The organism is Parachryseolinea silvisoli, from assembly GCF_021190955.1.
Taxonomy (GTDB): domain Bacteria; phylum Bacteroidota; class Bacteroidia; order Cytophagales; family Cyclobacteriaceae; genus Ohtaekwangia; species Ohtaekwangia silvisoli.
On the sequence record NZ_JAIOAO010000001.1, the window covers coordinates 2073778 to 2089569 of the forward strand.

The window sequence follows — 15792 nt, forward strand, 5'->3', positions numbered from 1 at the left end:
GGCATTTACGCGGCAGCACGCCCTGCGGGGATTTTTTACCAGTCGACACCGTAAACACCCTCCTCACCACCAGGATAGATACCTTCGATCAGAATGCCGCCTTTTTTGAAGTCGAGAATGCCGTTGAGGTCTTTTACATCATCAACCGGTATTTTATCAATATAGGTAATGATAAACCCCGTGCGAAGGCCGGCTTCTTTCCATTTACCCGTAGCATTGGCCACCCGCACACCACCTTCGAGCTGCAACCCGGCCAACTCTTTATAGGGCACATCCTCCACCGTCACGCCGGCAAGATCATAATTGATCATACGTTTCTCTATCGCCTCCGTGCCCTGGTTATTGGTCAACCGCACCTTTACTTGTTTACGTTCGCCATCGCGCAGGTACTCCACCTGGATGGTCTTACCCGGACGATTGCGGGCCACCCATTCCTGCAGCTCCGACACCGCCTGGATTCCATGGCCGTCGATACCGATAATCACATCGCCCTGCTCCAGCCCCGCCGTTTCTGCCGCGCTGCCATCATTCACACGATTCACCAATACACCCTGATTGACCGCAAGCCCCATTTCCTCGGCAATGGTCGCATTCACATCCGTGATCTGAATACCCAATAGCCCGCGCTGTACCTGACCAAACTCCAACAGATCGTCCACCACCTTGCGCACCAGGCTCACGGGGATCGCAAAAGAATACCCCTGGTAACTACCCGACGAAGTAGCAATCGCTGTATTGACACCAATCAGCTCGCCGCGCAAGTTTACCAGCGCACCACCACTGTTACCGGGATTCACCGCGGCATCTGTCTGTATAAAAGATTCCACCTGCAGATTACTGCGGTCGCGCAGAATGCCGATGTTGCGTGCCTTGGCACTAACAATACCCGCCGTTACGGTGGAGTTGAGATCAAAAGGATTACCCACCGCCAACACCCACTCACCGGGCACGATGCGATCAGAGTCGCCGTACTTAATGAAAGGCAGATTGCGGCTGCGGATCTTCAGCAAGGCCAGGTCCGTCGTCGGATCCGCACCGATCAGCTTGGCATAAAACCGCTGGTTGTTATTCATGACAATCTCCATGCTGCTCGCATCTTCAATAACATGGTAGTTGGTAACAATATAACCGTCGTCGGAAATGACAACACCCGAACCGGATGATCGCGCCGGCGCGTCAAAGTAATGTTGCAGCGGATTGACACTAAACTCGCCGGGACCGTACGAAGTTTGAATATGCACTACACCCGACGTGACTTTCTTTGCCGTAGCCAGAAAGTTTAGACTGGCGGGCACACGATAGGCGGTGTCGGCCGCGTGGTTATTGGCCAGCACAAGCTGTTGGTGCTCGTCAATGGACTGATAGGGCACCACACCAAAATCGAATAAACGGATCGTCAGAATCGACCCGAACATGCCACCCACGCAGGCAGCCAAAATTACTACCAGGACAAAAATAGATCGCTTCATACCCGCCCGTTTTAGTCTGCTACTTCCGGAAAAAATGCTGTACAGAAAGGTACAGCTTCTTTTCTGGATTTCGCTCGCGGACTCGTCTGACAACAACAGTATTTTCGACGTACGACAGGCAGGCTATAAAAAAAGGCCTCCCCTTGCGGGAAGACCTTCCACCTTCTAACCTCAACTTCGCTTAGTTAACCTTGATAGTAGCTTTAAGAGCTTTCTTCTCATCCTTCGGCAGGGTGATTTCAAGAATGCCGTTTTCATACTTCGCGCTGATGTTTGCCGTGTTGACATTTTCAGGCAGTGTGAACGAGCGGCCAAAAGTACCGTACTGCGTTTCGATCGAACGGAAGTTATTATCCTTCTTCTCTTTGGTGAATTTACGCTCACCGCTGATCGTCAGAACTTTTTCATTCACGTCCAGTTTGAAGTCCTCTTTGTTCATACCAGGGGCAGCTACGCTGATCTCGAAAGCCGTCTCGTTTTCAACGATATCTACTTTCGGAACAAACGAGTACGCGGAACCACCCGCACGGCTAACAGACTCATTAAAAAACCGGTCGATCAAATGGCTGAACGCAACAGGTGCATAATCATTCAGCAGCGAGGAGTTATAACGAACGATGCTCATAGTGTTGTTTAATTTATGGGTTGTCAATTTTATTTGCTTTTGACAGACCTATAAGTGAAAAGTATACCAACACGGAAATCAGGTTATTTTAATGACATTATGTCGCTTTCAGCGGCTTTTAGCATTAAAATACAGACATATTGTCTTATTGGCAAAGAATCTTCCTGACGAAATGAGTGGAAATAATAAGAGCCCCGACAAGTCGGAGCCCTCACTGTATGCTGGTTCGGGTATTACAGTCCCTTAATGACTTTCCACATCTCATCCGCCACCAACTGATTCCCTTTATCGTTAAGATGCACCCGATCTGAAGTCAAAATCCCCGACTCCTTATTCCCTGCATTATTCTGTTTATTATACTCCAAAAACGATTTTCGCAAATCCACCAACGGCAACCCATTCTTACTCGCCAAATCGCGAATCATCTGGCTGTATAAATTCAAATCACCATCCAGCTCATTACTGGAATCTGTCCGCTCACCAATAACCGCCGGCGTACATAGCACGATCTTCGCCCCCTTCGCCTGGATCTTCTTAATAAGTGCCTCATAAAACCTCACAAACTTATCCGGATCCGTGCCCGTGCCATAAGAACGTTTATGCCAAACATCATTCACCCCTACATAGATCACCACTACGTCCGGACTCTTTGCCAGCACGTCGTCTTCCAGCCGCAGATAAAGATCATATACTTTATTACCGCCGATACCGGCCCCCACAAAGTCAAAAGCTGCCGCACTGCCCGCCTGGGTCGCCAGTTGACCAATGCGCGTGATATAGCCGCCGGGCTGAACGCCGGCTTGCGTGATGGAATCACCAAAAAAGATGACGCGTTTTGTTTTCTGAATAGACATAAAAGCGCCCAGGACAAGAATCATGGCTACGCCGGAGAGAAAGAGTTTCATAGTGCGTTGTTTAGTCCGTACAATATACAGGCTATACAACGCACCGTCAACACTTATTCTGCTAATCCTGCTCTTCTACCAGCTTGACCGAAGCCGAGTTGATGCAATAGCGCAGGCCGGTCGGCGGCGGGCCGTCGGGAAAAACGTGGCCCAGATGGCCGTCACAGACGTTGCACATCACTTCCACGCGCACCATACTGTGGCTGCGGTCAGCCTCGTATTTTATGACATTGTCTTTCACCGGCTCGTCAAAGCTCGGCCAGCCGGTACCCGACTCGAACTTGCGCCGAGAGTCAAACAGCGGAGTGTCACAGCAACGGCAGGCGTACAGGCCCGGATCGTGCGCCTCGCAATATTCGCCCGTAAAGGCAAACTCGGTTCCTTTCTGCCGCGTAATGCGGAACTGCTCGGGCGTGAGCAGTTTTTTCCATTCTTCATTGGTTTTCTCTACCCGCCGGTCGGGGGTAAGGTTGCCTTTGGCGGCATAGTTGAGTACGTCTGACCAGTTCATGCTATAGTAACGTAGATCTACCTAAAAATAGTTTAAATAACGAAGAAAGGCCGCCTTTAAAGCCCCCATTCGCATTACTACCCACCGAAGTTTTTAATTGTGTATCTTTTCACGATCTATGTATATAGGACGTCGTGCCCCGACACGACGTTTTTACCGACCGACAACCGTTTACATTTCATGAAAAAGAATAAGATTTCGATCAACGATATCGCCACCCAGTTGGGCATTTCGAAGACGACTGTGTCGTTTATCCTCAACGGCAAGGCAAAGGAAAAGCGCATCAGCGACCAGCTCGTGCAATCCGTGCTAAAATTCGTAGACGAAGTCGGCTATATTCCCAACCAGTTCGCCCAAAGCCTCCGCACCGGTAAAACCCGCATTCTGGGACTGATGGTCGAAGATATCTCCAACCCCTTTTTCGCCACCATCGCCAAACACATCGAAGACAAAGCCTATGAGCACGGCTGTAAGATCATATACTGCAGCACCGAAAACAGCAAAAAGCGCGCACGCGAGTTTCTGAAAATGTTCCACAACCTGGGTGTAGACGGTTATATCATCACGGCGCCCAGCGGCATCGAAGAAGACATCCAGGCACTGGTAAACCAGGACGCACAGATCATTTTATTCGACCGTTATTTTGCCAACATCCCTACCGGGTTTGTTATGGTCGACAACGAAGGGGGCACCTACGACGGCACGTCGCACCTGGTCTCCCAGGGCTATCGCAACATCGCCTTTATAACCCTGGCATCCGAACAGCCCCAAATGCAGGGCCGCCTGCGCGGATACCTGCGGGCCACAGAAGACCACGGCCTGCAAGAGCACGTGCACTTTATACCATTTCACAAAGACTACGACATTCTGGTAGACCGCGTAAAAGAATACCTGGCGCAGGAAAACGGACTAGACGCCGTTCTTTTCGGAACCAACTACCTGGGTATACGTGGGCTGGAGGCTATATCCAAAATGGGCAAGAAAATACCGCATGACCTGGCCGTTGTAGCGTTCGACGACAACGACCTGTTTCGCGTGAACTCGCCCTCTATCACCGCCATCAGCCAGCCCATCGAAAAAATCTCCGAGCAGATCATCACTACCCTGCTCGAGCGCATCGCCTCGGGCGAGCCCCCAGTAGGCACAGAGCCCACCGGCGTATTTCTCCCGACACAGCTGCTCATACGCGACTCGTCGGCGCGCAAAGCCTGATCTATATAGTACCCGCCCACCACGCTGCGGGCGCGGAAATTCATCACGTTACTATCACAGAATCGTGTTGCTACCAGCAGGCTGCACGTTGCAGGGATTATTTTTATAGCATGTTGATGCAAAGTGAGTCGTCGCGACGAAGAGTGCAAGAGCAACAAGCAAGTGCGCGAGAGGAAAAAATAGCGTGGCCGCGCACGTAAGGCCAGAAAAAAAACCGGCAATCATTTAAAAAATGACTGCCGGCATACCAATCAATTAACCCAATGCTCGAAATAAGCTAAATAAATCGATTTAGCAAAATATTCTGTTCAGAATTTGTCGATAAATTTTTAAGCGCAATGGCATAAGCCCCCAGGGCGATTGCCGTATTCGTCCCCACATGGGTGGTACCGATTGCGATCCGCTTGTCCAGGTTGTGGCGAACCTTACGGCCCGAAAAGGGCACTGTCACCTCATTTTGCGAATAATCCAGGAAAGCCTCGCACGATTCCGGATTTTCGAGGTCATAAACCTTCGACACCAGCCGCGGCAATACCGTCCCGTCAGCCATGGCGATCGTGCCACTCATATAAGAGACGATGCGCGGCGCCAGCAGCGGGTAAGCACCCGAAAGACCGCCGCCAATCACAATGATCCCGTCAATGAGCGTGATGGCGTTGCACAGCGACTCGGCAATAACCGCCGCCATGTTGTCAAACGCTTGCAGCGCCGCTGCCCGGTTCCCCTCCTGCTGTCCCTGGGCCACTTCGTAAATATCCTTCGGCGAGAGCGTGGTGGGTGCCCCCGTCAAATCAGAATAAAAACGCATGAGCCCGCGAATACAAGCACCTTCTTCCGCAATCAACCGCGTGTCGCGGAAGTTGCGTGTCAACCAGATCTCGCCGCCCGAAGAGTTGTCGCCCTGGCACAGCTGGCCGTTCACCACAACGCCGCCACCAAAGCCGGTGCCGAGCGTTACGCCGAGCAAGTTACTATAGGTTTTGGCAACGCCCCGCGCCTGCAACTTGTCATTGACGCGCGGCAGAATGCCGGCGATCGACTCGCCATAGGTAAAGAGGTCGCCGTCGTTAGCAATAAAAGTCGGCAACTGAAAATAGTCCTCGAGCATCGGTCCCAGCGCTACGCCACCTGCATGGCGGAAGGCAGGCAAGTTGGGCAGGCTGCCAATGACCCCGTTTTTATAGTCAGCCGGACCGGGAAAGGAAAAGCTGATCGCCACCGGGTCGGCAGGAAGTTGATCTTTGATAGCTTGAAAACCCTCGAGTATATTCTTCAGGCAAAGGTCGAGGTCATGTGCCTGCGAAGGCCGGGTGATCGGTGGTACAATCTCCTGGCCACGCTGCATCGCCGAGAACACAAAATTGGTTCCGCCGGCATCCAGCGTCAGTACGATTCTATCGTCGTGGAAAATATTCATGCGTAGTGTCTGCTTGATCGGTGATTACAGGAATGGACTACCCGCTTAGCGGCCAAAGTCATCTTGTAAACGCACGATGTCTTGCTCATCCGAAGGATTGGCGGCATCCGTATGCTGCCAGATCTCGGCAATAATGCCCCAGCCATCCAGGCCGATCAGGCGGTGACGCTGGCCTTGTTTCAGGCGGATCATAGACCCTGTCGGCAGGCTTTGATTCTCTTTTTCCTCGTCGGTCTCGCTCGTCACGACACCCACCGTACCGGCAACTACCGTCCAGATCTCGGCGCGGCGGAAATGATACTGCCACGAGAGGCGCTTGTGCGGCTCCACCAGCAAAATTTTCGGGCTCAGCTTACCACTGATGATGAGATCTTGAAGATTTACCTCCGGGAAAAACAGCTGCCGGAATGAATCTGCCTGTGTTTCATCGATCACAAAAAAACCGCCCCAGGGCCGGCTTTGATCTTCTGTTACTACCTTGAAGCCCGACTTTTCCAGGTACTTGTTCACTTCCTGGAAGATGGCTGCTCTTTCTACGTTCACCGTTTTGATGTTTTTCACGTTTCGTTCGTTTACTGGTTTGGGTTATAAAGCAGGGACTACAAAAATAATTGATAAATCGATTTAGCAAAGAGCCCAAACGAATTATTTTCCACTCATCCCCCCTGCCCTGGCAAAAAAAAGAGCTGATGCGCACGGCGCGCACCAGCCTTTCACTAAACCTAAACTAACGATTTTGTCCCTTATCATGCCGTGTATGCGCACACGCATTCCGGCCGTATCCAAACCACGCCAACCACACCGGCCGACGCTTAAACAATCAAAAAAAATTCCGCCCGCTCCTATCCATCGCATAAATACCACAACGTCATGCAACCAGCCGCAGCTGTTCGGGAAGACGTTCCCGGGGCCAATTGAGTAACCGAATATACAGCATGTCAGCCAATTAACCGGCCCACTGCTCGCCCAACCGTCGCCGACCGCGTCCACAATATAGGTTAGGTCGTTAATCGGTTTAGCAGCCCTTTTAGAAGGCCCTTTTCACATCGCAACCAGCCTCCCGAAACACCCCGTCATTTTTTTTAAACCGGGAGAAAGTGCAAATTGTCGGCCGGATTATCGATTCCGAATACGATTTAATACTATGGCATCTATCGCACCGACCTCCACGACGACGCTTTCCGACAACAAAGGCAACTACACCATTCCCCTGATCATCCTCACCACGCTGTTCTTTATGTGGGGGTTTATCACGTGCATGAACGACATTCTGATCCCTTACCTGCAAGGCATCTTTAAGCTCACGCCCGCGCAGGCCGGGTTCATCCAGTCGGCATTCTTTGGTGCCTACTTCTTTATCTCCCTTGCATACTTCCTCATCTCTGTAAACCTGGGGGATCCGCTCGCGCGCATCGGGTATAAAAACGGTATCATCATGGGTCTGGTCACTGCCGCCATCGGGTGCGCGCTGTTCTATCCGGCCGCCGAATCAAAACTCTACGGTGTCTTCCTCCTGGCGCTCTTCGTACTGGCCAGCGGCATCACCATCCTGCAAATGGCTGCGAACCCCTACGTGGCGTTGCTCGGCACCGCCGCCACATCGTCCAGCCGTCTGAACCTCACCCAGGCATTCAATTCGTTCGGCACAACCATCGCCCCCATCATCGGCACCAAGCTGATCTTCGAAAGCATGGGCGGTAAAGAACATATGACGGCCGACGCCGTAAAAACGCCTTACCTATTTCTGGCGGGCACCCTCCTGGCCATTGCCGTGCTGATCGCCTTTTCGAAACTGCCGAAGTTTACCGGCGAGACCATCGAGAAAGGTTTGGGCGTGTTAAAATTCAGACACCTCAACCTCGGCGTGATCGGCATCTTCCTGTATGTAGGCGGCGAAGTGGCCATCGGTAGTTACCTGATCAAATACTTTGGCGAGCTGATGGGCTACAACGAAATAGTCGGTGGTCCATATGTATCGTTCTATTGGGGCGGTGCGATGGTCGGCCGCTTTATCGGTGCTGTGTCACTGACCGATCGACCGATCGGCCAGAAGCTTAGTTTCATGGGGCTTGTCACCATCCTCGCAGTATCCGCAGTGTTTTATTGGAGACAAGATCTCACTGTCGCCTTTATTACGCTTGGCCTGATTGTCGGCAACTGCGTGGCGTTCCTGATTGGCCGTTCGGCACCTGCCCGTACTCTGGTGGTGTTCTCTCTGTTCGTAGTGGCCTTGTTACTGTTAACCATCTTCAGCGACGCCCAGGTAGCGATGTGGTCCGTGCTGGCCATCGGCCTCTTTAACTCCATCATGTTCCCGACCATCTTTACCCTGGCCATCAAAGACCTTGGTAAATATACCAGCCAGGGCTCGTCCCTGCTCATCATGGCCATCGTAGGCGGCGCCGTCATGACCCCGGTCATGGGCATCATCATCGGTGCCGTCGGCTACCAGCATGCCTTCGCCTTCCCGATCGTGGCATATCTCTTTATTGCATACTATGGATGGAAAGGCTACGAAGTAAAACAACGTGCGCATGGCTAGCGCACCTACCGTCGTGAACACCGGCATGGCCATAGCACCAGGCGTATTGTATGGAGTACTCGTACTCCTGCTCGCGGCGGTGGCCGTGCTGGGACTGACGGTATACCGGTTATCCTCCCAGCTGCACCGGGGCGACCCGAACCCTGAAGACCGCGCGCTGCGCCACCAGCAAATGGAAGCCAAGCTGCGCGAGCTCGAGCTCGGCTCCCTGCAGTACAAGCTCAACCCGCACCTGTTTAAGAATACCCTCAACACCATTCAGTCGCACGCGTACCAGACCTACTTTGCCCTGGACAAACTGGCCAACGTCCTCGACTATATTCTCTACGACAGCGGCCAGCGTTTTGTCTCGCTCAAAGAAGAGCTCAACTTTGCCAGCAGCCTCATCGATATCAACCGGCTTAAACTCAGCCCGCTGTTCGACCTGCGCGTAAAACAATCGATCGACACCACCGACCCGGTATACGAACAAAAGCTCGTCGCCCCGCTCATCACCGTCGACCTGATCGAAAACGCATTTAAACATGCCGACCTGCAACGCGAAGATGCGTTCATCGCCATTGTCTTCGAGCTGCGCGACCACCAGTTCCTCCTGACCGTCTCTAACAAGATCAGCCCGAAACCACCCCTGCGACAGGCGCGCGGCGGTTTTGGCAAAGAAGCACTGCAAAAGCGACTGGAGATCTTATACGGCACACACTTTACACTCGATCAGTTTGTGGAGAACGATGTCTATATTGCTCACTTGAAAATAGACCTGCGTGCCCACAAAGCTGCGATGCATACTGCTGGATGATGAGCTGCCCGCGCTTGCCTATCTGCGCGTGCTCTGCGGGCAGGTGCCCGACGTAGACGTTGTACGCGCCTTCAACGACCCGATAAAATTTTTACAGGAAAGCACCACTCTCACCTTCGATCTTTGCATTCTCGACATCGAGATGCCCGGCTTGAACGGCCTGGACGTCGCCCGTCAGCTCACGGGCAAGCTCGTAATCTTCACCACCGCCTACCGCGAGTATGCCGCCGAAGCGTTCGACCTCGACGCCATCGACTACCTGCGCAAGCCCATTCAGCAAGACCGCTTCGCCAAGGCCATCGCCAAAGCTCAGACACAGCTCGCCAGCCATACCGCCGAGCGACAATACATCCAACTCAACACCAGTAAAGGCAAAGGCCTGTTATTCTTCGATCAGGTGCAATACATCACCACGGGACTGGACAAACGCGACAAACTGGTATTGCTCGACACCGGCGAAGAGATGCTGGTCAAGAACATATCGTTTGAAAAATTATTGCAGGCGCTACCCGAAGCAGGCTTCTGCCAGATCAACAAAAAAGAGATCATCGCCATGAAGCTCGTACAGTTCTTTACGCACGACGAGATCACGACCACGATCACGGATCCCAACGGCAAACCTCGACGCTTTTCCCTGTCGGAAAATTTCCGCCCCGCTTTCCTGCGCCGCACTGGCGGCTCATCATTTCTCCAATAGATCCGGTGAGCTCTTGCCCAGGTTGCCATCGCCAACACCTTCGTCCTCATCGTCGTCGGTCTCGCTGGCATCGAGGTCCTCTTCCTCGGGTGTCTCTTCCCACGTCAGCTCTTCCCCTTGCAAACCGCGCAAATCATCGCCTTTCGGCAGGTCGTCCGCAGTTCTCTCAGGAAAAACAGCATCATCTTTTGGCATGTAGTGCATACCCTTTCCGTTCCTAATATCGTGCCTGCCCGCAACTGCCGGTCTGTCGGTACAAATTTCGGCCCGGTCATTACATTTCTCTGCCGGCGACAACGCTCATGCCCGGCAACGCGTGTACTTTTGGCGCCATGAAGAATTTACGCAACATCATCTTCTACGTCATCATCACAGGCGCCTTCTCCGCATTTCTGTACGTCGTCATGGAACAGGGCAAAAAACAAGAGCCCGCCTCCATCGTCAAGACCGAAGTCACCACGCCGGCGCCGTCAGGCTGGCAACAATTTCTCGACGCAGGACATCATAACATCACCCACCCCCTGGCCATTCTGCTCCTGCAGATCATTACCATCATTCTCGTAGCACGCTTCTTTGGATATATCTGTAAACGGATCGGACAACCCATGGTGATCGGCGAAATTGCCGCCGGTATCTTTCTTGGGCCTTCGGTGGTTGGTATGTATTTTCCCGAAGTCTCTGCCCTTCTTTTTCCCGCGCAGTCACTGCCCAACCTGCAATTCCTCAGCCAGATCGGTCTGATCCTGTTTATGTTTGTAATCGGCATGGAGCTCGACGTAGACGTACTGAAAAATAAAGCACACGAGGCGGTCGTCGTCAGCCACGTCAGCATCATTCTGCCGTTTGCACTCGGATTGGGCCTGGCCTATTTTATCTATACAGGCTATGCGCCGGAAGACATACCGTTCGTTTCCTTTGCGTTGTTCATGGGCATTGCCATGAGCATTACCGCCTTTCCGGTGTTGGCACGGATCATCCAGGAACGATCGTTGAGTAAAACCAAACTTGGCTCGCTCGCCATCACCTGCGCCGCGGCCGACGACGTAACCGCCTGGTGTATCCTGGCGACCGTCATCGCCATCGTAAAGGCAGGCAACTTCATTGGCACTGTTTATACCTTACTCATTTCCGTGGTATATGTCATCGCCATGCTCAAGCTCGTACGGCCGTTCCTGAAAAAGATCGGCGATGTATACTCGACCAAAGAGGGTCTGAGCAAACCCATCGTTGCCGTGTTCTTCCTGACATTGCTGTTATCCGCCTACGTCGCGGAGATCATCGGCATCCATGCCTTGTTCGGCGCCTTTCTCGCCGGCGTGATCATGCCGCCGAACCTCAACTTCCGCACGATCTTTATCGAAAAAGTAGAAGATGTAGCACTCGTATTGTTACTGCCGCTGTTCTTTGTCTTCACCGGGTTACGTACACAGATCGGCTTGCTCAACGACGCCGCTGCCTGGCAGCTGTGTGGCATCATCATTCTGCTGGCCGTCACCGGTAAGTTCCTGGGCAGCACACTGGCCGCAAAATTTGTGGGGCAGTCGTGGCACGACAGCCTCGGCATCGGCGCACTCATGAATACGCGCGGACTCATGGAGCTGGTCGTGCTTAACATCGGCTACGACCTCGGCATCCTCACACCGGAAGTATTTGCCATGCTGGTCATCATGGCGCTGGTCACGACCTGCATGACAGGCCCGGCGCTGGATCTCATCAACAAATTCTATCCCGACCCGACACCGCCTATACCCGGCAGCACCGACAAAGCCGGTAAGTATAAAATCCTGTTATCGTTTGGCAATCCACACCGCGGCGCTTCCATGCTGCGCCTGGTGCATGGGTTGATCAAACGCTCGGTCTCGAACGCATCCGTCACGGCGCTGCACCTTTCCCCCGCCAACGAATTGAACCAATACAACGTCGAGGAATATGAACAGGAAAGCTTCCAGCCCATCAACGCCGAAGCCGGCAAGTTGAACATGCCCGTCATCACCTGGTTCAAGCCCACCGCCGACATCGACCGCGAGATCGTCGAAACCGCCAACCTCGGTAACTTCGATCTGCTCATCATCGGCATCAGCCATTCTGTATTCGAAGGCAGCTTCCTGGGTACCGTCTTTGGCTTCACCACGCGCATCATCAACCCTGAGCGGCTCATCGGTACGCTGGCCGGCCGCGAGCGCTTTTTTGAAAAGGCCATCCTCGAAGAACGCAACCGCCGCATCCTGCGCGCCAGCAAATTGCCCGTGGGCATTTTTGTAGACAAAGGGTTTGAAAAGATCAGCAAAGTATTGATCCCGATCTTCACCACATCGGACAGCTTCCTGATCTTTTATGCGCAGAAGTTTATACACAACAGCGATGCCTCAGTCGTCATTCTCGACAAACAAGGCCTCGTCAAACAACACCACGAGCTGCGCGAAACGATCAGGCTCATCGAACAAACCGCGCCAAATCACATCGCGGTGTACGATGACAGCGCGTTGAGCGAAGAATTCATGGCCTCCTGCGACCTGCTCGTGATCAGCCTCGACAGCTGGACGACCGCCGTAGAACAAGAAAGCAAGTGGATCTCCGAGGCGCCGTCCTCGTTCATTGTAAAACCCTGATCCGGGCTGGCTATTTATATCCGTTCTTCCCTGCATGTAGACGCTTGATCCTCCGCCAATTAGCACATCTTTTGTCGCCGCCGGGCTCGGGGGCCAAAATCTCCGCATGGTACTTTCCCAAAATCTCGTAACTTAAAATACGTTTATTGGAAAGACCTGTCCGATGGGAGTTAACACAAGGATATATCTGGCAGTGGCCACCATTTCACTGCTGCTGGTGCTGGACATTACGTTCACGCAACATAATAACACCATTTTACACGAGTCCCTCGCGCTGCAGGCTGAAACCGAGCACGTCAAGCTCTATTACGATCACATCGGCCGGATGATCATTCAGGCTGCAGACCTGGGACTGCGCGGCTACGCGTTGGTGCCCGAAGATCGGCTGGGCACCCCCATGAGCCACGCCCTCGCCTGGAAAGACAGCATTTTCGATAACGTGGAGGTACCGTTGAAAAAAATGCACTACGATATGACGCAGTTTCATGCGCTGCGCGACTCCATCAACGCTTACGTCGCCTTTACCTTCTACATGCGCCAGTTGGTAGACGAGGGCCGGCGCGACGAGTTCACAAAATTGTTTCTCGAAGACCGTGGTGCCACACTGTGGTTTCAATACGAGCAATGTGAAAAAAATATCAAAGCCTTTGCCGACCTGGTGCACGCACGCGAACACAACCGCTACGAAGCCGCGCTGACGCGCAACCTGCGACTACAGATTTTATTATTTATACTTTGCGTTCCCACGTTACTGTATACGGCCTGGCGCACACGGCAGTCGTTTATGCTGGGGGAAAAGCTACGCGAGACCGAAGCCTCCCGCAACGCCATGCTACTAGACCAGAACACGTTGCTGGAGCATCAGGTAATGCTACGCACACGCGAGCTGGCCGCACAGAACGAAGAGATCATCGCACAAACGGAAGAGCTTGCCACACACCGCGACAAACTCGAAGACGAAGTCCGCGCACGTACACAGGCACTCGAACAAAACAACCGCGAGCTCATCGACCAGAATCACCAGCTGGAGCAATTTTCTTTCATTGCCGCCCACAACCTGCGCGCGCCGCTCGCCCGCATCATGGGCATCGCTATGCTCTTAGAGTTAACCGACGACAAAGAAGAACAAAAAACCTTACGAGAACAGATCCTCACTTCCGCCAACGACCTGGACGAAGTCATCAAAGACCTTAACGTCATCCTTGAGCTGCGGCGTAACACCGGCAACTTCTCCCTCGTAGACCTTCACACCTCCCTCGACCGCGCCGAAAAAATGCTCGCCCGCGAGCTCGAACAAACCCAGGCCCGCCTTGTTTACGACTTCACCGCCGCTCCCCAGCTTTACGCCGTCGCCCCCTATATTGACAGTATCCTGTTCAACCTCGTCAGCAACGCCATCAAATACCGTTCGCCCGAACGCACCGCCGCCATCCACCTCCGTACGCTACACCAGGACGACATGATCGTACTCACCGTAGAGGACAACGGCCTGGGCGTCGACTTGGAAAAACATGGCAAAGACATCTTTAATCTATATAAACGTTTCCACCGCAAAATCGACGGCAAAGGCCTGGGCCTGTACCTCGTCCGCTCTCAGGTAACCTCCATGGGCGGCAAAATCGAAATAGAAAGCACCCCGGGGCAAGGGACTACTTTTAAGATATATTTAAGAAATTCTCAAAGCACACTATAAATCTCATCCACGGCCGTAGCCTGAAAATTATCTCTTAATAATCTTCCGATGCTCCTTCCCCCACCGGATCATCTCGTGAATAATCGCTCCAAAACTCTTACAATACGGCGTCGTCCCATATTCAATCAACACAGGCGACTCATCATACACCTTCCGAACCACAAGCTTATTCTGCTCCAGCTCTTTTAATTCCTTCGATAACATCCGCGGCGTAATATCCGGAATCGCCCGTTGAATTTCTTTAAATCGATTATTCCCGGCGCAAATGGCCAGGATGATCATCATTTTCCATTTACCGCTGATCACGTACAGTGTATCTTGTACATATTTCATATCCTCGGCAGTGGCGTGTTTTGGCAGTGTACGCGGCATCGTTCAAAAAAGTTTCTACCGGTATACAACAGTATACCGGTTACAAATGTATACCAATTGCCCCGTACCTTCGCCTTACAAAAATGAAAATATCATGAAAACAGTATTCATTACCGGTACCAGTACTGGCCTGGGCCGCGCCGCGGCGCTTCATTTTGCAAACCGGGGTTGGCAGGTAGCCGCCACCATGCGTTCTCCCGAAAAAGAAACCGAGCTGCAACAGAATCCCAATATCCGCGTCATTCCCCTGGACGTCACCGATCCCGTCCAGGCACAACGGGCCGCCGCGGCCGCTATCGAGGCTTTTGGCAAGATTGACGTCGTCGTAAACAATGCTGGCCACGGTATATATGGAGCGCTGGAACTGGTATCGGAAGAATCGATCGACCATCAATATGCCGTCAACGTGCGCGGCGTGATCAACGTCATCCGCGCCTTTCTGCCGCACTTCCGTGCGAACAGCGGTGGCATGTTTATCAACATCAGCTCATACATGGGTTTTCTCTCGGCAGTGCCGCTGGGCTCGCTCTATAACATGTCGAAGTTTGCACTGGAAGGTCTCACCGAAGGATTGTATTATGAGCTGAAGCCTTACAACATACACTTGCGCCTGGTGCAGCCCGGTGGCTTCGCGTCCGACTTCACGAACAAGATCAACCTGCCCACAAGCGGCACCATACGCGATTACGACGTTGTCAATGCACGCCTGAACAAAGTCTTTGACGCTGTAAAAAACAAAAGCTACTCCCTCACACAACCGCAGGAGATTGTAGAACAAATCTATGCTGTGGCCACGGGCACCAACCAGGAATTTCGTACACCGGTAGGACAAGATACCGCGGCCATGATCGCGATGCGTAACAGCCTGCCGCTGGCAGAATACCTGGAAAAGATCGATGCCATGTATGCATGAGCGTCCATGTAGCCTGGGAATTTATAGCATA

15 protein-coding genes are annotated in these 15792 nt (G+C 52.7%); 7 read left to right on the forward strand and 8 right to left on the reverse strand.

Annotated features, from left to right (window positions below; translation table 11 throughout):
- Positions 1 to 35: 35 nt before the first annotated feature.
- The 4 genes from K7P01_RS08565 to msrB form a co-directional block, all read right to left on the reverse strand.
- The gene (locus tag K7P01_RS08565) at positions 36 to 1469 is read right to left on the reverse strand and encodes a trypsin-like peptidase domain-containing protein (protein WP_267291854.1); all 1434 of its coding nucleotides are present in this window, start codon (positions 1467 to 1469) and stop codon (positions 36 to 38) included.
- A gap of 181 nt (positions 1470 to 1650) precedes the next feature.
- On the reverse strand, positions 1651 to 2094 hold the full coding sequence (locus tag K7P01_RS08570) for an Hsp20/alpha crystallin family protein (RefSeq protein ID WP_267291856.1): 444 nt from the start codon (positions 2092 to 2094) through the stop codon (positions 1651 to 1653).
- Positions 2095 to 2327: 233 nt separating this feature from the next.
- Complete coding sequence (locus tag K7P01_RS08575; RefSeq protein WP_267291858.1) at positions 2328 to 2999, reverse strand: SGNH/GDSL hydrolase family protein; 672 nt, start codon at positions 2997 to 2999, stop codon at positions 2328 to 2330.
- A 61-nt stretch (positions 3000 to 3060) separates the two neighbouring features.
- On the reverse strand, positions 3061 to 3510 hold the full coding sequence (gene msrB / locus K7P01_RS08580; RefSeq protein WP_267291860.1) for a peptide-methionine (R)-S-oxide reductase MsrB: 450 nt from the start codon (positions 3508 to 3510) through the stop codon (positions 3061 to 3063).
- 180 nt (positions 3511 to 3690) lie between these two features.
- Between msrB and K7P01_RS08585 the strand changes: the two genes are divergently transcribed.
- Entirely contained in the window at positions 3691 to 4722 is a 1032-nt protein-coding gene (locus K7P01_RS08585) for a LacI family DNA-binding transcriptional regulator (protein ID WP_267291862.1), read from the forward strand.
- A 277-nt stretch (positions 4723 to 4999) separates the two neighbouring features.
- Here the strand turns inward: K7P01_RS08585 and K7P01_RS08590 are convergent, their stop codons facing one another.
- Positions 5000 to 6139 carry an ROK family protein gene (locus K7P01_RS08590; RefSeq protein ID WP_267291864.1) on the reverse strand — a complete coding sequence of 380 codons (1140 nt, stop codon included), beginning with the start codon at positions 6137 to 6139 and terminating at the stop codon, positions 5000 to 5002.
- Between the two features lie 45 nt (positions 6140 to 6184).
- Positions 6185 to 6691, reverse strand: a complete 507-nt coding sequence (locus K7P01_RS08595; RefSeq protein WP_397311098.1) for a phosphoheptose isomerase — start codon at positions 6689 to 6691, stop codon at positions 6185 to 6187.
- 592 nt (positions 6692 to 7283) lie between these two features.
- Here K7P01_RS08595 and K7P01_RS08600 point away from each other — a divergent pair.
- Genes K7P01_RS08600 through K7P01_RS08610 form a run of 3 tightly spaced genes read left to right on the forward strand, consistent with a single transcriptional unit; the run spans position 7284 to position 10174 of the window.
- On the forward strand, positions 7284 to 8681 hold the full coding sequence (locus K7P01_RS08600; protein WP_267291868.1) for a sugar MFS transporter: 1398 nt from the start codon (positions 7284 to 7286) through the stop codon (positions 8679 to 8681).
- A complete protein-coding gene (locus tag K7P01_RS08605; protein ID WP_267291870.1) occupies positions 8674 to 9477 on the forward strand; it encodes a sensor histidine kinase in 804 nt (267 codons plus the stop codon). Before K7P01_RS08600 ends, K7P01_RS08605 begins: the two co-directional genes overlap by 8 nt.
- Complete coding sequence (locus K7P01_RS08610) at positions 9443 to 10174, forward strand: LytR/AlgR family response regulator transcription factor (RefSeq protein ID WP_267291872.1); 732 nt, start codon at positions 9443 to 9445, stop codon at positions 10172 to 10174. Before K7P01_RS08605 ends, K7P01_RS08610 begins: the two co-directional genes overlap by 35 nt.
- Here the strand turns inward: K7P01_RS08610 and K7P01_RS08615 are convergent.
- Positions 10160 to 10378 carry a hypothetical protein gene (locus tag K7P01_RS08615; protein ID WP_267291874.1) on the reverse strand — a complete coding sequence of 73 codons (219 nt, stop codon included), beginning with the start codon at positions 10376 to 10378 and terminating at the stop codon, positions 10160 to 10162. The two genes, K7P01_RS08610 and K7P01_RS08615, sit on opposite strands and share 15 nt — an antisense overlap.
- 128 nt (positions 10379 to 10506) lie before the next feature.
- Here K7P01_RS08615 and K7P01_RS08620 point away from each other — a divergent pair, with 128 nt between their 5' ends.
- Entirely contained in the window at positions 10507 to 12783 is a 2277-nt protein-coding gene (locus tag K7P01_RS08620; protein ID WP_267291876.1) for a cation:proton antiporter domain-containing protein, read from the forward strand.
- Between the two features lie 163 nt (positions 12784 to 12946).
- The gene (locus K7P01_RS08625) at positions 12947 to 14476 is read left to right on the forward strand and encodes a sensor histidine kinase (protein WP_267291878.1); all 1530 of its coding nucleotides are present in this window, start codon (positions 12947 to 12949) and stop codon (positions 14474 to 14476) included.
- 27 nt (positions 14477 to 14503) lie between these two features.
- On the opposite strand, the gene K7P01_RS08630 is transcribed toward K7P01_RS08625, so the two are convergent.
- On the reverse strand, positions 14504 to 14848 hold the full coding sequence (locus K7P01_RS08630) for a winged helix-turn-helix transcriptional regulator (protein WP_267291880.1): 345 nt from the start codon (positions 14846 to 14848) through the stop codon (positions 14504 to 14506).
- A gap of 94 nt (positions 14849 to 14942) precedes the next feature.
- On the opposite strand from K7P01_RS08630, the gene K7P01_RS08635 reads away from it, so the two are divergent.
- Positions 14943 to 15761 (forward strand): SDR family oxidoreductase, encoded by an 819-nt coding sequence (locus K7P01_RS08635; protein WP_267291882.1) that lies wholly within the window; start codon positions 14943 to 14945, stop codon positions 15759 to 15761.
- The last annotated feature ends 31 nt before the right edge of the window (positions 15762 to 15792 follow it).

Excerpts from the sequence above, each read along its gene's own strand:
- K7P01_RS08565 (WP_267291854.1), bottom strand. The coding sequence starts at position 1,469 with ATGAAGCGATCTATTTTTGTCCTGGTAGTAATTTTGGCTGCCTGCGTG.
- K7P01_RS08570 (WP_267291856.1), bottom strand. The coding sequence starts at position 2,094 with ATGAGCATCGTTCGTTATAACTCCTCGCTGCTGAATGATTATGCACCT.
- K7P01_RS08575 (WP_267291858.1), bottom strand. The coding sequence starts at position 2,999 with ATGAAACTCTTTCTCTCCGGCGTAGCCATGATTCTTGTCCTGGGCGCT.
- msrB (WP_267291860.1), bottom strand. The coding sequence starts at position 3,510 with ATGAACTGGTCAGACGTACTCAACTATGCCGCCAAAGGCAACCTTACC.
- K7P01_RS08585 (WP_267291862.1), top strand. The coding sequence starts at position 3,691 with ATGAAAAAGAATAAGATTTCGATCAACGATATCGCCACCCAGTTGGGC.
- K7P01_RS08590 (WP_267291864.1), bottom strand. The coding sequence starts at position 6,139 with ATGAATATTTTCCACGACGATAGAATCGTACTGACGCTGGATGCCGGC.
- K7P01_RS08600 (WP_267291868.1), top strand. The coding sequence starts at position 7,284 with ATGGCATCTATCGCACCGACCTCCACGACGACGCTTTCCGACAACAAA.
- K7P01_RS08605 (WP_267291870.1), top strand. The coding sequence starts at position 8,674 with ATGGCTAGCGCACCTACCGTCGTGAACACCGGCATGGCCATAGCACCA.
- K7P01_RS08615 (WP_267291874.1), bottom strand. The coding sequence starts at position 10,378 with ATGCACTACATGCCAAAAGATGATGCTGTTTTTCCTGAGAGAACTGCG.
- K7P01_RS08620 (WP_267291876.1), top strand. The coding sequence starts at position 10,507 with ATGAAGAATTTACGCAACATCATCTTCTACGTCATCATCACAGGCGCC.
- K7P01_RS08625 (WP_267291878.1), top strand. The coding sequence starts at position 12,947 with ATGGGAGTTAACACAAGGATATATCTGGCAGTGGCCACCATTTCACTG.
- K7P01_RS08630 (WP_267291880.1), bottom strand. The coding sequence starts at position 14,848 with ATGCCGCGTACACTGCCAAAACACGCCACTGCCGAGGATATGAAATAT.
- K7P01_RS08635 (WP_267291882.1), top strand. The coding sequence starts at position 14,943 with ATGAAAACAGTATTCATTACCGGTACCAGTACTGGCCTGGGCCGCGCC.